Source organism: Streptomyces sp. B1I3 (assembly GCF_030816615.1).
Classification (GTDB): Bacteria; Actinomycetota; Actinomycetes; order Streptomycetales; family Streptomycetaceae; genus Streptomyces.
Genome location: NZ_JAUSYD010000001.1, coordinates 3,587,642 through 3,602,510, shown reverse-complemented (window position 1 = coordinate 3,602,510; position 14,869 = coordinate 3,587,642). Strand labels below are relative to the sequence as shown.

The 14,869-nt window shown below is 70.6% G+C and carries 13 protein-coding genes and 1 riboswitch; of the genes, 7 read left to right on the top strand and 6 right to left on the bottom strand.

Going from position 1 to position 14,869, the window contains the following annotated elements; translation table 11 throughout:
• Positions 1 to 292 precede the first annotated feature (292 nt).
• A complete protein-coding gene (gene cdgB / locus QFZ58_RS16415; RefSeq protein ID WP_307125660.1) occupies positions 293 to 1,948 on the top strand; it encodes a diguanylate cyclase CdgB in 1,656 nt (551 codons plus the stop codon).
• A gap of 132 nt (positions 1,949 to 2,080) precedes the next feature.
• On the top strand, positions 2,081 to 3,097 hold the full coding sequence (locus QFZ58_RS16410) for a carbohydrate-binding protein (protein ID WP_307125659.1): 1,017 nt from the start codon (positions 2,081 to 2,083) through the stop codon (positions 3,095 to 3,097).
• Positions 3,098 to 3,176: 79 nt separating this feature from the next.
• On the opposite strand, the gene QFZ58_RS16405 is transcribed toward QFZ58_RS16410, so the two are convergent.
• From QFZ58_RS16405 to QFZ58_RS16395, 3 genes are all read right to left on the bottom strand, one after another.
• Positions 3,177 to 4,124, bottom strand: a complete 948-nt coding sequence (locus QFZ58_RS16405; RefSeq protein WP_307128892.1) for a 1-phosphofructokinase family hexose kinase — start codon at positions 4,122 to 4,124, stop codon at positions 3,177 to 3,179.
• A gap of 157 nt (positions 4,125 to 4,281) precedes the next feature.
• On the bottom strand, positions 4,282 to 5,439 hold the full coding sequence (nagA, locus tag QFZ58_RS16400) for an N-acetylglucosamine-6-phosphate deacetylase (RefSeq protein WP_307125658.1): 1,158 nt from the start codon (positions 5,437 to 5,439) through the stop codon (positions 4,282 to 4,284).
• The gene (locus tag QFZ58_RS16395; protein WP_373428557.1) at positions 5,439 to 6,371 is read right to left on the bottom strand and encodes an ROK family protein; all 933 of its coding nucleotides are present in this window, start codon (positions 6,369 to 6,371) and stop codon (positions 5,439 to 5,441) included. Before QFZ58_RS16395 ends, nagA begins: the two co-directional genes overlap by 1 nt.
• Positions 6,372 to 6,615: 244 nt before the next feature.
• On the opposite strand from QFZ58_RS16395, the gene QFZ58_RS16390 reads away from it, so the two are divergent.
• From QFZ58_RS16390 to QFZ58_RS16375, 4 genes are all read left to right on the top strand, one after another.
• Complete coding sequence (locus QFZ58_RS16390; protein WP_307125657.1) at positions 6,616 to 7,833, top strand: extracellular solute-binding protein; 1,218 nt, start codon at positions 6,616 to 6,618, stop codon at positions 7,831 to 7,833.
• Positions 7,834 to 7,843: 10 nt separating this feature from the next.
• Positions 7,844 to 8,086, top strand: coding sequence for a DUF3263 domain-containing protein (locus QFZ58_RS16385; protein WP_056797823.1), 243 nt, complete (start codon positions 7,844 to 7,846; stop codon positions 8,084 to 8,086).
• A gap of 195 nt (positions 8,087 to 8,281) precedes the next feature.
• Positions 8,282 to 9,148: a trehalose-phosphatase gene (gene otsB, locus QFZ58_RS16380; RefSeq protein ID WP_307125656.1), complete on the top strand. Its 867-nt coding sequence runs from the start codon at positions 8,282 to 8,284 to the stop codon at positions 9,146 to 9,148.
• Between the two features lie 306 nt (positions 9,149 to 9,454).
• Positions 9,455 to 9,844 carry a hypothetical protein gene (locus QFZ58_RS16375; protein ID WP_307125655.1) on the top strand — a complete coding sequence of 130 codons (390 nt, stop codon included), beginning with the start codon at positions 9,455 to 9,457 and terminating at the stop codon, positions 9,842 to 9,844.
• Between the two features lie 116 nt (positions 9,845 to 9,960).
• Here QFZ58_RS16375 and QFZ58_RS16370 read toward each other — a convergent pair whose 3' ends face one another.
• Genes QFZ58_RS16370 through QFZ58_RS16360 form a run of 3 tightly spaced genes read right to left on the bottom strand, consistent with a single transcriptional unit; the run spans position 9,961 to position 13,269 of the window.
• The gene (locus tag QFZ58_RS16370) at positions 9,961 to 10,842 is read right to left on the bottom strand and encodes an IS5 family transposase (RefSeq protein ID WP_307128890.1); all 882 of its coding nucleotides are present in this window, start codon (positions 10,840 to 10,842) and stop codon (positions 9,961 to 9,963) included.
• A 53-nt stretch (positions 10,843 to 10,895) separates the two neighbouring features.
• Positions 10,896 to 12,275, bottom strand: coding sequence for a trehalose-6-phosphate synthase (locus tag QFZ58_RS16365; protein WP_307125654.1), 1,380 nt, complete (start codon positions 12,273 to 12,275; stop codon positions 10,896 to 10,898).
• Positions 12,276 to 12,318: 43 nt separating this feature from the next.
• Positions 12,319 to 13,269 (bottom strand): glucosyl-3-phosphoglycerate synthase, encoded by a 951-nt coding sequence (locus QFZ58_RS16360; protein ID WP_307125653.1) that lies wholly within the window; start codon positions 13,267 to 13,269, stop codon positions 12,319 to 12,321.
• A gap of 152 nt (positions 13,270 to 13,421) precedes the next feature.
• A riboswitch (SAM riboswitch) is annotated at positions 13,422 to 13,549 on the top strand.
• An 18-nt stretch (positions 13,550 to 13,567) separates the two neighbouring features.
• Between QFZ58_RS16360 and thrC the strand changes: the two genes are divergently transcribed.
• Positions 13,568 to 14,866, top strand: a complete 1,299-nt coding sequence (gene thrC / locus QFZ58_RS16355) for a threonine synthase (RefSeq protein WP_307125652.1) — start codon at positions 13,568 to 13,570, stop codon at positions 14,864 to 14,866.
• Positions 14,867 to 14,869: the final 3 nt, after the last annotated feature.

Genomic DNA, 14,869 nt, shown 5'->3' with positions numbered 1-14,869 from the left:
GCACGCTAGTGCCGCGGAGCGGGCCGTCGCATCGGGCCAGGGGACCAGTCCGGTCCTAGGACCCCCGGACCAGCGGCCGCAAAGAACGGATTTGCGTCCGGAAAAGAATCAGGACCTCCCAGGGCCGCCCCGATCCCCGCACCCCCCGCTGTGACTTGAGTCACAGAGCGCAATATTTGTTGACCCTGTGTACCGGGTGCACAGCTCACTGTGATTCAGTGGCCGTGACACTGCAACAAGTACGTCGATATGAAACCTGGAGTTGCTGTCGAGGTCTCGGGGAGTGCGAGCAATGGAGGCCGAGTCGGAGCCGTACGTCCGCCTTGCGACCATGCGGCAGCTGCACCAGGCCGTCGCTGATCTCAACACGGCGCGGAGTCTGGCGGACACGCTGCAGACCGTGGCCGACGGTATCGTCGCCGGCCTCGGCTACGAGCTGGGCTGTGTCAATCTGGTCCGCCCCGACGGTGACCTCGTCGTCGCCGCCTTCGCCGGTAACTCCGCCGCGGAAGCCCTGATCACCGGCCGTGTGGGCTCCCGTGAGTCCTGGGAGCGCCGGCTGTCGATGGGTGAGGCCTGGGACGCGCTCCGGTTCATACCCCACACCGAGGGCTGGGTCCTCCTCGACGACGACGTACCGCAGTGGCACACCGAGGGGCCCGAGCCGCGTTTCGAGGACGAGTGGCATCCCCTGGACCGCCTCTACGCCCCGATGTACGCCTCCGGCGGAGGTCTGGACCTCCTGGGCGTCCTCTCCGTCGACAGGCCGCGCAACGGGCGCCGCCCCGGCGCGTGGGGGCGCGAAGCGCTCCAGATGTACGCCTCCCAGGCGGCGATTGCGATCAGTAACGCCCGCCTCCGAGCAAACATGCAGCGCGCCCTGGTCAGGCTGGAGCGCGAGCAGCAGGCGCTCCGGGCCAGTGAGGAATCCTTCCGCCAGGCCTTCGAGTACGCCCCCAGCGGCATGGCCATCGCGGAGATGGGCGGAGACCAGCACGGCAGGCTGCTGCGCACCAACGACGCGCTCTGCCGCCTCCTGGGCCGCCCCGCCTCCGTCCTGCGCCGCTACTCCTTCGCCGACCTGGTCCACCCCGAGGACATCGGAACGCTCCTGCGCACGTCGGCCGAGGGCGGGCGGGCGGAGCTGCGGCTCGGGCGCAGGGACGGCACCTACCTCTGGGTCTCGCTGCGCAACTCGGTCGTCGCGGACACGGCCGACGGCCCGCGCTTCCTGCTGACCCACGTCGAGGACATCGAGGAACGCAAGCGCAACGAGCTGCATCTCGCGCACCGCGCCTCGCACGACGCGCTCACCGGCCTGCCCAACAGCGCCGAACTACGCGCCCGGCTCGGCGCCCGGCTGTGTGAGAGGCCCCACTCCTCGATCACCACCACCGCGATCGAGGCGCTGGACGCGGCGTACGGGGACGTCGAGGCGTCCTCCGCGCACGGCTACCGCACCGACGGCTACGAGGTGGACGGGGCGGGCGTCGCCCCGTACGACCACCACGTGCACACCGTGGCTCCGCATCCGGACCGGGACGACGGGACGAAGGGGCTCGCGGTGCTGTTCTGCGACCTCGACGGCTTCAAGTCCATCAACGACCGTTTCGGGCACCACGCGGGTGACGCGGTTCTCATCGAGGTCGCCCGGCGGCTCACCACCTGCGTACGCGACGGTGACACCGTCGCGCGGCTCGGGGGTGACGAATTCGTCGTCCTCGCGGACGGTCTGGGTGCGGCAGACGCCGCAGATCTGGCCGTACGCTTGCGTAACGCCATCATTCCGCCCATCCGGGTGGACGGCCGGGCAGTCAGGGTCGGGGCGAGTTTCGGTATCGGCTGGGCCGAGTGCGGCATGACAGAGGAAGAGGTCCTGCACTCCGCCGACCAGCGGATGTACGTGGAGAAGCGGTCCCGGTCAAAGGTTCACCGCAGAGCCGGCTGACGTTCACGCGGCGGCTGTCCCCGTACCGCGCCCCGCTCCCGGGGTGACCGAGGGCAATTCGACGCGTGCTCCGTTCGGGGTAGGCTCGGCCGGTCGGCGACGGCTGGCGACATGGTGAGGAGTGACCCAGGGATGACGGCCGGAAACAACGGCGCGAGCAAGCCCGAGGACGACGATCCGTTCGGCTATCTGTACGCGGACGGGCAGGCGGCAGGCGCCCAGCCGCCCGGCCAGGGTGGTTACGGCTACCCCGGGCCGGCTGCCGCACCGCAGCCCGGTGTGCCCAGAACCTCGTACAACCAGGTGCGTACCGTCGGTGAGCGCCAGCGGCCCTACGGGCAGGTTCCGCCGCAGCAGGCCTACGGGCAGCAGCCTCCGCAGCAGGCGTACGGCCAGCAGCCCCCGCAGCAGCAGGCGTACGGTCAGCCGAATCCGCAGTATGCGGCTCCGGAGACCTACCCGGGCGGTGCGCCCACGGCGCACTCCGGATCGCAGGGCGGTGGCCGGGGCTCGGGTCCGGGCCGGGGCGGCCCCAACACCAAGGCGATGCTGATCGCCGCGGTGGCCGTCGTCGCCGTGGTGCTCATCGGTATCGGTGCGGCGCTGATGACGGGTGACGACAGCGACGACAACAAGAAGGACCAGGCCGGTACGTCGTCCGGCCCGGCCGGTGAGGTCGAGGACTCCCCGAAGCCTGAGGAGTCCACGAAGCCGTCCGACGAGCCCGTCGAGCTGCCCAAGCAGGACGCGGCGACGCTGACCCTCGGCGGCACAGCGGCCCTGGACAGTTCGGTCAAGGGCGCCAAGGGCGCGAACGGCCAATACATCAGCCTCAACGAGGTCGGCCGGTCGGCGACCTGGACGGTGGATGTGCCCGCGGACGGCCCGTACACCCTGTACGTGACGTACGGCGTGCCCGGCAAGGACGCCAAGACGACCCTGACGGTCAACGACGAGGCACCCCGCTCCATCAACATGAAGAACTTCGCGCACGCCGCGGAGGGCGACCTGGAGAAGGGCTGGACGAACACGTACGCGTGGGTGCAGCTCAAGAAGGGGTCGAACACGCTGATGCTGTCGTGCCGCGAGGGCGACTCGTGCGATGCCAACCTCGACCAGCTGGAGCTGAAGTCGGGCCACATGCAGTAGGTCCGCCCCGTAAGGAACATCCCCGTGCCCCGGTCTCGCCCCGCGAGCCGGGGCCCGGGCGTTTCCGGGACGGTCGCGCTCAGGCGGCGGGTGCGTGGGCACGGACCGCGATGCGCGGCAGCAGGTCCTCGTAGGCCTCGCGGTCGAACTCGCCGGCGACGGGCGCCAGTACGGTCGCGGTCGACAGGGCCACCGCCCGGGCCAGCCGGCCCGGCCAGTCCAGCCCTTCGGCGAGAGCCGACAACAACCCGGCCACGGCGGAGTCACCGGCACCCGTCGGATTGCCGCGCTCGGCTGACGGCGGCGCGGCCCGCCAGATGCCCTCGGGGGTGACGGCGAGCAGTCCGTCCGCGCCCAGCGACGCGACGACGCTGTGCGCGCCTCTGCGGCGGGCGTCGCGGGCGGCGCGCAGGGGCTCGCGGGCGCCGGTCAGCCGGGCGAGCTCGTCGGCGTTCGGCTTGACGAGGTCGGGGCGCGCGGCGATGCCGCGGCGCAGCGGTTCGCCGCTGGTGTCCAGGAGCGCGGGAACCCCTGCGGAGCGGGCGAGCCGGATGAGCTCGGCGTACGCGCCGACGTGGATGCCGGGCGGGAGGCTGCCGCAGAGGGCGACGGCGCGGGCCCCGGCGAGGAGCTCCGCGTACGCCCGCAGGAAGGCGGCCCACTCGTCGGCGCCGATGTGCGGGCCGGCTTCGTTGAGCTGGGTGGTGTCGCCGGTGGAGCGGTCGACGACGGCCAGGGTGCGGCGGGTGTTCCCGGCGACGGGGACGAGTGCGTCGGTGACGCGGGCGTCGGCGGGGCCGTGGGGGAGCGCCCCGAGCAGCTCGCGCAGGACGGCTCCGGTGGCGCCGCCGGCGAAGCCGGTGACCACGGTGTCGTGGCCCAGCGCGGTGAGGACGCGAGCGACGTTGACGCCCTTGCCGCCGGGGCGTTCGGACGCGTGGTCGACCCGGTGGTCGGCATGGGGCACGAGGGCGGGGACGGTGTACGTCAGGTCGAGCGCGGTGTTCAGCGTGACGGTCAGTATCACCTGCACCGGCCCCCGGTTCCTCGGTCGTCTCCCTGCGTGCCGTCTCCTCCGCGGCGCACCCGGATGATCATGCCAAAGAGGCGGCGGCCGTCCCAGACCTGCCGGACAACCGCCGTCTCTTCGTTACGTGTTCAACTTGCAGCCGGCGGGGCGGCGATCACTGCCCGCGCTGCGGCTCGATGATCCACTCGCCGCGGCGCATGACGCCCTTGAGGGCGAAGTCCGCGTCCAGGACCACCAGGTCGGCGTCCTTGCCCGGGTCGAGCGAGCCGATCCTGTCGTACAGGCCGAGCAGGCGTGCCGGGGTGGCGGAGATGGACTGGACGACGTCGTCGACGGGGATGCCGTCGAGCGTCACGGCCCTGCGGAAGGCGGTGTCCAGGGTCAGGGTGGAGCCGGCGATCGAGCCGCCTTCCACCAGGCGCGCGACGCCGTCCTTGACCTCGACCGCGAGCGGGCCGAGCTCGTAGTGGCCGTCGCCGGCTCCGGCCGCGTCCATGGCGTCCGTGATGAGCGCCACCCGGTCGGCCCCCGCGTGGTGGTAGGCCAGTCCCAGGGACGCGGGGTGCAGGTGCGTGCCGTCGTTGATCAGCTCGACGGTGACCCGCTCGTCCTCCAGGAGGGCGGCGATGGGGCCGGGTGCGCGGTGACCGAGCGGGGGCATCGCGTTGTACAGGTGCGTCGCAACGGTGGCGCCCGCGTCGATGGCCTCGACGGTCTGCTCGTACGTCGCGTCGGTGTGCCCGACGGCGGCGATCACCCCGTGTTCGCCGAGCAGCCGTACGGACTCGAGCCCGCCCGGCAGTTCGGTGGCGAGGGTGACCATCTTCGCGGTGCCGCGCGCCGCGTCGAGCAGCTTGCGGACCTCGGCGGGGTCGGGGTGGCGGAGGAGTTCCTCGCTGTGGGCGCCCTTGCGGCACGGTGCGATGAACGGGCCCTCGAAGTGGATCCCGGCGAGCTCGCCCTGTTCCACCAGCTCGGAGAGCATGCCGGCCTGGCGGGCCAGGAAGTCCATGTCGCCGGTGACGGTGGAGGCGACGACGGTCGTGGTGCCGTGTGCGCGGTGCGTGCGGACGCCGGTCAGGACGTCTTCGGCGGTGCCGGTGGCGAAGGACGCGCCACCGCCGCCGTGGTTGTGCATGTCCACGAAACCGGGGACCACCCAGTGGCCCGAGAGGTCGACGGTCCGGGCGCCCTCCGGCGTACTGCCGGCGATCCGGGTGCCCTCGACGATCACCCGGCCGTTCTCCACGGTCCCGGTGGGCAGTACCACCCGGGCACCTGCGAGAACTGTGCTGTCTGCGCGTCCGGCCATCAGGCGGATACCTCCGTGGAGAGAAGATCCCAGGCGAGCAGCCCTGCGCCCAGGCATCCGGCGGTGTCCCCGAGGGCCGCCGGGACGATGTGAGGCAGCTTCTGGAACGTGACCCGTTCCTCGACAGCCGCACGCAGTGGTGTGAACAAGGTTTCCCCCGCCTCGGCCAGACCGCCACCGATGATCAGCGTGCGAGGGTCCAGCAGAGTGAGCGCGGTGACCAGTCCCGCGGCGAGCGCGTCGACGGCGTCCTGCCAGACGCGCCGGGCCGCCGGGTCGCCGGACTCCACGGCCTTCGCGCAGTCGGCGGCATCCGCGTCGGGGTCGCCGGACGCGGCGGCCCAGGCGCGGGAGACGGCGGACGCGGAGGCGAGTGTCTCCAGACAGCCGCGCTGGCCGCAACCGCACGCGGGGCCGTCCGGCCTGACGACGACGTGGCCGATCTCGCCGGCGTAACCGTGGGCTCCCGCCTCGATGGTGCCGCCGATGCCGATGGCTCCGGCGATTCCGGTGCCCAGCGGCACGAACAGGAAGCGGTCGGCGCCCTTGCCCGCGCCGATCCGGCCCTCGGCGAGACCGCCGGACCGGACGTCGTGGCCGAGTGCGACGGGCATGCCGCCGAGCCGCTCGCCGATCAGCTTCCGCAGCGGTACGTCGCGCCAGCCCAGGTTGGCGGCGTACACGGCGATGCCGCGCTCCGCGTCGACGATGCCGGGGACGGCGACCCCGGCGGCGACGGCGCCTTCGCCGAAGTGCTCCTCGCCGTACGCGTACAGATCCGCGGCGAAGCCGAGGATGGTGTCCACGACGGCGTCGGCACCGCGCTCCCTGGCGGTGGCCCGGCGTGCCTCGTGGAGCAGGGTGCCGTCGGCCCCGACCAGTGCGGCCTTCATTGCTGTGCCGCCCACATCGAGGGCGATGACGTGTCTCACGGAAGACAGTTTCGCCCGTCGACCCCTAAAAGGTCTAGTCCACTAGCGCGGTTTGTTGAGCACCCATACAAATCGCCCCTGCTAGATTGCGGAATCGGTACTGCGGTGGTGTAGACCTCCAGGCCGGTCCTCAGGCAGGATCACGGATCACCGCAGGTGGTGATCGGTGCGATACGAACGTAGGGGTGGCAGGGCTGTGCAGCGGCGCTATATAGGTCTGACGGCGGCGATTGCCGCGCTCGGCATGACGGCAACGTTGTCGGGGTGCGGGTCCGAGAGCGGCTCGGGTGATGTCACCCTGAAGCTCGTCGCGGCGGATTACGGAACCGGTGCGGAGAACAGTTCGGAGAAGTACTGGGACGGTGTCGCGCAGAAGTTCGAGGCGGCCAACCCGAGCATCGACGTCGATGTCGACGTCTATTCCTGGAAGGACGTCGACCGCAAGGTCGCCGAGATGGTGAAGGCCGGCAAGGCGCCCGACATCGCCCAGATCGGCGCGTACGCGGACTACGCCAAGTCGGACAAGCTCTACACGTCCGACGAGATGCTCTCCATCCGGACCGAGTCCAACTTCCTGCCCTCGCTCAGCGAGGCCGGCCAGGTCGGGGGCAATCTGTACGGGCTGCCGTTCGTGGCCAGCACCCGTCTGCTCTTCTACAACAAGGGCCTGTTCGCGAAGGCGGGGATCGACGCCCCGCAGACCTGGGACGACATCCGCAGCGACGCCGCCGCGCTGAAGGCGCGAGGCGTGAAGTACCCCTTCGCCCTGCCGCTCGGCCAGGAGGAGTCCCAGGCCGAGACCCTCATGTGGCTGCTCAGCGGGGGTGGCGGTTACACGGACGACGTCGGCAACTACGACATCGATTCCCCGGCCAACATAGCGACCTTCCAGTGGCTGAGGGACGACCTCGTCGGCAAGGGACTCACCGGGCCGGTCGCTCCCGGCAAGCTCGACCGGGCGACGGCCTTCAAGGCCTTCACCGACGGCGACGTGGGCATGCTCAACGGCCACCCGACGCTGATGCAGGACGCCGAGAAGAAGGGCATCGACGTCGGCATGGTCCCCCTTCCCGGGGTCGAGGGGCCGACCAAGGGCTCGATGGGCGTGGCCGACTGGATGATGGGCTTCAAGCAGAACGACCACCGCGTGGAGATAGGCAAGTTCCTCGACTTCGCCTACAACGACGAGAACGTGCTGGCCTTCGCCGACGAGTACGACCTGCTGCCCGTGACCGGCAGCGCCTCCGCGGCGATGGAGGCGGACGACAAGCACAAGGCGCTGCACGAGTTCCTGGCGGCGCTGCCCAACTCCCAGCTGTACCCGTTCGGCAAGACCTCGTGGGCGCAGGCGAGCGAGGCGATCAAGGAGAACATCGGCTCCGCGGTCGAGCCGAACGGCAACCCGGAGAGCGTGCTGGGGTCGATCGCCACCAGGGCACGGGAGGCGGAGAGCGCGGAGTAGGTTGGTTGATATGACCGCCGACCCCGCCGCCCCGCTCTCCGACCAGGAACGCGCGGTGCTCGCCGTGGAGCGGCGTTCCTGGTCCGGTCCCGGCGCGAAGGAACGGGCGATCCGGGAACAGCTGGGCATCTCGCCGGTCCGCTACTACCAGCTCCTCAACGCCCTCCTCGACGACCGTCGCGCCCTGGCGGAGGACCCGGTGACGGTGAACCGCCTGCGCCGGGTCCGCGACGCCCGCCGCGGCCGCCGCTGACCCGGGCCCTGCGAGCAGCGCGACCGCTGCCGATCCCGGCCCTGCGAGCAGCGCAACCGCCGCTGCGACGCCCGGGGGCCGGGGCTCGTTCCTGAGTGGGTGAGGAGCCGGCGCAGGCGGCCGTGACCCCGCAGGTGTCAGCCCGCCCGCGGTGGCAGCCCCCCACGGACCCCGGGGCACCGATACGCTCTGACCATGGGCAATCCGGATCACCCCCTCCCGACCCCCACCACCCAGGCCGGCCGCGAAGGCCTCGCCGCGCTCCTGGCCCGCCCCGACCGTGCGGTCGTCGCGCTGGACTTCGACGGCACGCTCGCCGACATCGTCCCGGACCCGGAGCGGTCCCGCGCCCACCCGGGCGCCGTACCGGCCCTCTCCGCGCTCGCCCCGCAGGTCGCCTCCGTCGCCGTGATCACCGGCCGCCCGGCCGGCACGGCGGTCCGCTACGGCGGCTTCGCCGGGGCGTCCGGCCTCGACCACCTCGTCGTCCTCGGGCACTACGGCGCCGAGCGCTGGGACGCCGTCACCGGCAGCGTGCACGCCCCCGCCCCGCACCCCGGCGTCGCCGCCGTCCGCGAGGAGCTCCCCGGCGTCCTGCACGAGGCCGGGGCGGACGCCGGGGACGAGCACGGCACCTGGATCGAGGACAAGGGCCACGCGATCGCCGTGCACACCCGCCGCGCCGCGGACCCGCAGGCCGCCTTCGAGGCGCTGCGCGATCCGCTGGCCGACCTCGCCGCCCGGCACGGCCTGATCGTCGAACCGGGCCGTCTCGTCCTGGAGTTGCGCCCGCCGGGCATGGACAAGGGTGTCGCGCTGGAGGAGCACGTACGCGACACGGGCGCCGGGTCCGTCCTCTACGCGGGCGACGACCTCGGTGACCTCGCCGCGTACGCCGCGGTGGAGAAGCTCCGCACCTCCGGCGTCCAGGGCCTGCTCATCTGCAGCGGCAGCGAGGTACCCGAACTCGCCGAGCGCGCCGACCTGGTGCTGCCCGGGCCGGAGGCGGTCGTGGAGTACCTCGCGGCCCTGGCGCAGCGTCTTCGGCCGGATTCCGGCTGACATCCGGCCCCTGCCGTGCGGGGCCGTGGCGACGGGTGGGCACTCTCCGTCCACTGTCCGGTGGAAGTGACGGCAGAGGCGTGGGCCGCGAGCGGAGCGGCGCCCCGGACGCCCGGGAGCGGCCCACTAGGGCCTGTCCGAGGAGTCGTGGCGGGGCGCACAGTCGCCGGTTCGGCTCGGGTTGATCGTTGTAGCCGGAATCCAACTCACGATAGGTTCTGTTCGACCTGGGCTGAGGGCGTTCGGATGCGCCTTCCGTCCCGATGATGTGGCGCCGCACGGGTGCAGTGCGCTGGGGGGATTCTGATGAGCGCTGTTTCGTTCTTCTTTTTCGTGGTCGCCGTCCTGGGCCTCTTCTTCCTCGGCGTGCCGTTCCTGTTGCAGGCTCCGTTGCGCAAGCGCGGGGTGCGGGTCATGGCTTCGGAGTCGCGGAGAACATTTCCCAAGGACGGCAAGATCGATGTGCAGTACGTGTATGTCGATGCGGACGGAGAACTCCACACCTCGTGGCGCTTCGGGCAGTCCATGGAGCCGGAGGCGCTGACGGAGGTGGTCTACGACCCGAACAAGCCGAAGCGGTCCGAGTTCAGCGACCTCATGCCGGAGAACGTGCAGCGCAGGCGGATTGTTCTGCTCTGTCTGACAGCGGTGGCGGTCGTCATGCTGATGCTGATGGCGGTGGGTGCGCTGTTGTGATGGCTGCGGGATGCGCGACGTGGGAGGTGGGCGGGCTGACGGCCGGGCAGACGACGGGGTCGACTGTGCTCGTGCCCGATCTCGTTCGGCGGGGGTGGCAGTCCTCGGCAGTTTGTTCAGCTGCGCAGCCATAGCCTGATCGCGGCCACGGCGACCGTGCCGTGAAAGACGTACGCCCTCTTGTCGTAGCGCGTGGCCACCGCTCGAAAATTCTTGAGCCGGTTGATGGTCCGCTCGACTTCATTGCGGCGTCGGTAGAGCGTCTTGTCGAACCCCGTGGGCCGGCCACCTTGGCTGCCGCGGCGCTGGCGGTTGGCTCGCTGGTCTCTCGGCTCGGGGATCGTATGCTTGATTTGGCGTCTGCGCAGGTGACGCCGGTTTCGGCGTGACGAGTATGCCTTGTCGCCCCCAACGTGATCGGGTCTGGTTCGTGGTCGTCCGCCAGCTTGCCGGGGCACCCGGATCTCTTCCAGCACAGGAATCATCTGCGGTGCGTCTCCCCACTGGCCGGGCGTGATGACGAACCCGAGTGGGTGCCGCCCACCCTCCCCAGCGAGATGAATTTTGCAGGTCAGCCCGCCTCGTGAGCGGCCCAGGGCCTCACCGGATCTGTGACGAGCCGGTTGGCCTCGCTGGCCCGGAACCTTCGGGGCGCCATTTGCAGCTCCGGCTGCGTGCTGATGAGCGCGGCAGGTCGTGGAGTCGATGCTGACCATGCTCCAGTCGATCCGGCCTTCGGCATCAGCGTCGGTCTGGACGGCCCGCAGGATTCTCTCCCACGTGCCGTCCGCCGACCACCTGCGATGACGGTCGTACACCGTCTTCCACTTGCCGAAGTGAGACGGCAGGTCTCTCCAGGGAAGGCCGGTCCGCTGCCTGAACAAGATCCCGTTGATCACGCGGCGATGGCATTGCCAGCGCCCACCACGGCCGCGATGCGTCGGCAAGTGCGGCTCCAGCCGAGCCCATTCTTCATCCGAGAGATCCCCCCGCCCCATGTTCCATGAAACGAGCTCCAAGCCGCAGCGTCACCCGACCCACCGGACAGGACCTAGTCCTTGCGCAAGGCGTCCAGCTGATCCAGGAACCACTGCTGCGGCGGCAGCGAAGTCGCCGCCGCGGCCAGCCGCTTGGTGCGCGCCGCCCGCTCGTCGTGCTCCATCGTCAGCGCCTCGTGCAGCGCCGCCGCCGTGGCCGACACGTCGTAGGGGTTGACCACGAGCGCGTCCTCGCCGAGCTCCTCGTACGCCCCGGCCTCCCGCGACAACACCAGCGCACAGCCGTTGTCGGAGACGACGGGGACCTCCTTGGCGACGAGGTTCATGCCGTCACGGATGGGGTTGACCAGGGCCACGTCCGCCAGCCGGTACGCCGCGAGCGAGCGGGCGAAGTCGTCGTCGACGTGGAGCAGGACCGGGGTCCAGCCGTCCGTGCCGTACTCGGCGTTGATGGCCTCGGCGACCCGCTGGACCTCCGCCGTGTAGTCGCGGTACACCGCGAGGTCCTGCCGGGAGGGGTAGGCGAACGCCACGTGCACCACGCGTTCGCGCCACTCCGGGTGGTCCTCCAGCAGGGCACGGTAGGCGTGCAGCCCGCGCACGATGTTCTTGGACAGCTCGGTGCGGTCCACCCGCACGATCGTCCGCCGCCCCTCGCCGATCTGCCCCCGCAGTGTCTCCATCCGCTCGTCCACGTCCGCCTCGCGGGAGCGGCGGCGCAGGAAGTCCGCGTCGGCGCCCAGCCCGTGAGCGCCGATCCGGGTGCCGCCGGTGCCGCCGACGATCTCCGTGCAGCAGCCGATGAAGGCGTCCGCCCAGCGGCGGGTCAGGAACGCGGCCCGGTCGGCGCCCAGGATGCCGCGCAGCAGTTGTTCGCCGATGTCGTCGGGCAGCAGCCGGAAGTAGTCCACGGGTGCCCACGGGGTGTGCGAGAAGTGCCCGATCCGCAGGTCGGAACGGAGCTCGCGGAGCATCCCGGGCACCAGTGAGAGGTGGTAGTCCTGCACCAGGACCACGGCTCCCTCACCCGCCTCCTCGGCGAGCGCCTCGGCGAAGGCCCGGTTGTACGCCTCGTAGGACGCCCACCGGCGCCGGAACTCGGCATCGAAGACGGGCTCGACCGGGGTCTGGTAGAGCATGTGGTGCACGAACCAGAGCACCGAGTTCGCGATGCCGTTGTACGCGTCGGCATGGATGCCGGCGTCGATGTCGAGCATGCGCACACCGGGCTCGGACAGGCCCCGCCTGACCGCCTCGCGGTCGCTGTCGCTCAGGGCCGCGCACACCCAGAGCTTGTCCTCGACGGCGCTGAGTCCGGAGACGAGGCCGCCCCCGCCCCGCTTGGAGTCGAGTGAGCCGTCCTCGCGGAGCGAGTACGACACCGGGCCGCGGTTGGACGCGACGAGGACCTGTGCAGCGTGCTCGGAGACCATGAGCGGAACCTAGCCCGATCCGGAGGGTGCCAAACGTGGGTCTTCAGGCCGCGCGGCGGGCCGCGTACTCGGAGATCTCCAGCATCGGCGGCCGCTCCTCGGTGTCGACGGCGTACGTGTGCGGTACGAACCCTTCCTCGCCCCGCTCGAACTGGGTGATCTCTGGCCGCACGATGGTGCCCCGGGAGAGGCGCAGCTGCGCCGTGCGGTAGATCGTCGCGGCCATCCTGCCGAGCGCCTGGCCGTCCTGGTGGCGGTGTTTGCGCACGCCGACGTCGACCTGGGCCAGGGCGTCGAGTCCCACCGTGTTCAGGGCGTCGACGAGCAGGCCCAACTCCACTCCGTAGCCGACAGGGAAGGGCAGCCGTTCCAGCAGGGAGCGCCGTACCGCGTACTCGCCGCCGAGCGGCTGGACGAAGCCGGCCAGCTGCGGCCAGTGCAGGTTGAGCAGCGGGCGGGCCATCAGCTCGGTGACCCGTCCCCCCTGGCCTGCGGAGCCGTGGAGCGGCCGGTCGTACATGGCCTTGACGAAGTGCACCCCGGGTTCGGTGAGCAGCGGGCCGACGGTGCCGGAGACGAAGTCCGGCGAGAAGTCCTTGAGGTCGGCGTCGACGAAGCAGACGATCTCCCCGCCGGTCACCAGGAGTGACCGCCAGAGCACTTCGCCCTTGCCGGGGACGGCGGGTATGCGCGGCAGTATCTCGTCGCGGTGCACGACGCGCGCGCCGGCCGCGCGGGCGACGGCGGAGGTGCGGTCGGTGGAGCCCGAGTCGATCACCACGAGTTCGTCGACCAGCGGGACGCGTTCCATGAGCTCGCGCCGGATCGTCTCGACGATGGCTCCGACGGTCGCTTCCTCGTTCAGTGCGGGCAGCACGACGCTCACGGTCGTGCGGTGCGGATCCTGCGTCCTGGCGGCCACGAGCCGGTCCAGCGGGCGATCGGCGGCTGACCAGGAACGCCTGCTCAACCAGCGTTCCATCTCTTCCAGCACGGTCGGTTCTCCCTGGGTGTGATCCATCTCGCGGTACGGACGACTGGTTCGACCGTCCGATGTGTCGGTTACAGTCTGAGCAACGCGGATGAGCCTCGCACGTCGGGGTGGGTCCGCAGACAAATGCCCGGGTCCTCGATCCGGTGCCACAGCGCTCATCCAGAGGGACTGAGGGAACGGCCCGTTGAAGTCCCGGCAACCCTCCTGCCGACCGCGAGGTCACGGTGGGGAAGGTGCCAATTCCGTCTTGCGGCGAAATACGTCGCGAGGAAGATGAGGAGAAAGGGCCTCCGCCATCATGGCCGTGCAGACAGTTGCAGCCAACACCGATTCTTCCGCCGTGGACCTCGGTCCCGCCGTAGCGCTTTCCTGCCGCGAATGCGGCGAGCGTTTCGAACTCGGTCCGATTTTCGCCTGCGCGTCCTGTTTCGGGCCGCTCGAAGTGGCGTACGACCTGCCGAGCGGCTCCCCCGAAGAGCTGAAGAAGCGCATTGCCGAGGGCCCCGACAACATCTGGCGCTACGCGCCGCTGCTGCCGGTCCCCTCCGATGTCGCCGACAAGCCCAACATCAACCCCGGTTTCACCAAGCTGGTCAAGGCCGACAACCTCGCCCGTGAGCTGGGCGTCACCGGCGGTCTCTACGTGAAGGACGACTCCGGCAACCCGACGCACTCCTTCAAGGACCGTGTCGTCGCCATCGCCGTCGAGGCCGCCCGCGCGTTCGGTTTCACCACGCTCTCCTGCTCCTCGACCGGCAACCTCGCCGGCGCGGTGGGTGCCGCGGCGGCCCGTGCCGGCTTCCGGTCCTGCGTGTTCATCCCGCACGACCTGGAGCAGGGCAAGGTCGTCATGGCCGCGGTGTACGGCGGCGAGCTCGTCGGCATCGAGGGCAACTACGACGACGTCAACCGCTTCTGCTCGGAGCTCATCGGCGACCCGCTCGGCGAGGGCTGGGGCTTCGTCAACGTCAACCTGCGCCCGTACTACGGCGAGGGGTCCAAGACCCTGGCGTACGAGATCTGCGAGCAGCTGGGCTGGCAGCTGCCCGACCAGCTCGTCATCCCGATCGCGTCCGGATCCCAGCTCACGAAGATCGACAAGGGTCTGCAGGAGCTGATCAAGCTCGGCCTGGTCGAGGACAAGCCGTACAAGATCTTCGGTGCGCAGGCCGAGGGCTGCTCCCCGGTCTCCACCGCCTTCAAGGCCGGTCACGACGTCGTACGGCCCCAGAAGCCGAACACGATCGCCAAGTCCCTCGCCATCGGCAACCCGGCAGACGGCCCGTACGTCCTGGACATCGCCCGGCGTACCGGCGGGGCCGTGGAGGACGTCGACGACGAGCAGATCGTCGACGCGATCAAGCTGCTGGCCCGGACCGAGGGCATCTTCGCGGAGACCGCGGGCGGTGTGACGGTCGGTGTCACGAAGAAGCTGATCGACGCGGGCCTCCTGGACCCGTCCCTGACCACCGTCGTCCTGAACACCGGAGACGGACTGAAGACGCTGGACGCCGTCGCCCCGACGACCGGCCTGTCGGCGACGATCCGGCCCAGCCTGGACGCGTTCCGCGACGCGGGCCTCGCCGCCGGCAACTGACCA

Excerpts from the sequence above, each read along its gene's own strand:
- cdgB (WP_307125660.1), top strand. The coding sequence starts at position 293 with ATGGAGGCCGAGTCGGAGCCGTACGTCCGCCTTGCGACCATGCGGCAG.
- QFZ58_RS16410 (WP_307125659.1), top strand. The coding sequence starts at position 2,081 with ATGACGGCCGGAAACAACGGCGCGAGCAAGCCCGAGGACGACGATCCG.
- nagA (WP_307125658.1), bottom strand. The coding sequence starts at position 5,439 with ATGGCCGGACGCGCAGACAGCACAGTTCTCGCAGGTGCCCGGGTGGTA.
- QFZ58_RS16390 (WP_307125657.1), top strand. The coding sequence starts at position 6,616 with ATGACGGCAACGTTGTCGGGGTGCGGGTCCGAGAGCGGCTCGGGTGAT.
- QFZ58_RS16385 (WP_056797823.1), top strand. The coding sequence starts at position 7,844 with ATGACCGCCGACCCCGCCGCCCCGCTCTCCGACCAGGAACGCGCGGTG.
- otsB (WP_307125656.1), top strand. The coding sequence starts at position 8,282 with ATGGGCAATCCGGATCACCCCCTCCCGACCCCCACCACCCAGGCCGGC.
- QFZ58_RS16375 (WP_307125655.1), top strand. The coding sequence starts at position 9,455 with ATGAGCGCTGTTTCGTTCTTCTTTTTCGTGGTCGCCGTCCTGGGCCTC.
- QFZ58_RS16370 (WP_307128890.1), bottom strand. The coding sequence starts at position 10,842 with ATGGGGCGGGGGGATCTCTCGGATGAAGAATGGGCTCGGCTGGAGCCG.
- QFZ58_RS16365 (WP_307125654.1), bottom strand. The coding sequence starts at position 12,275 with ATGGTCTCCGAGCACGCTGCACAGGTCCTCGTCGCGTCCAACCGCGGC.
- thrC (WP_307125652.1), top strand. The coding sequence starts at position 13,568 with ATGGCCGTGCAGACAGTTGCAGCCAACACCGATTCTTCCGCCGTGGAC.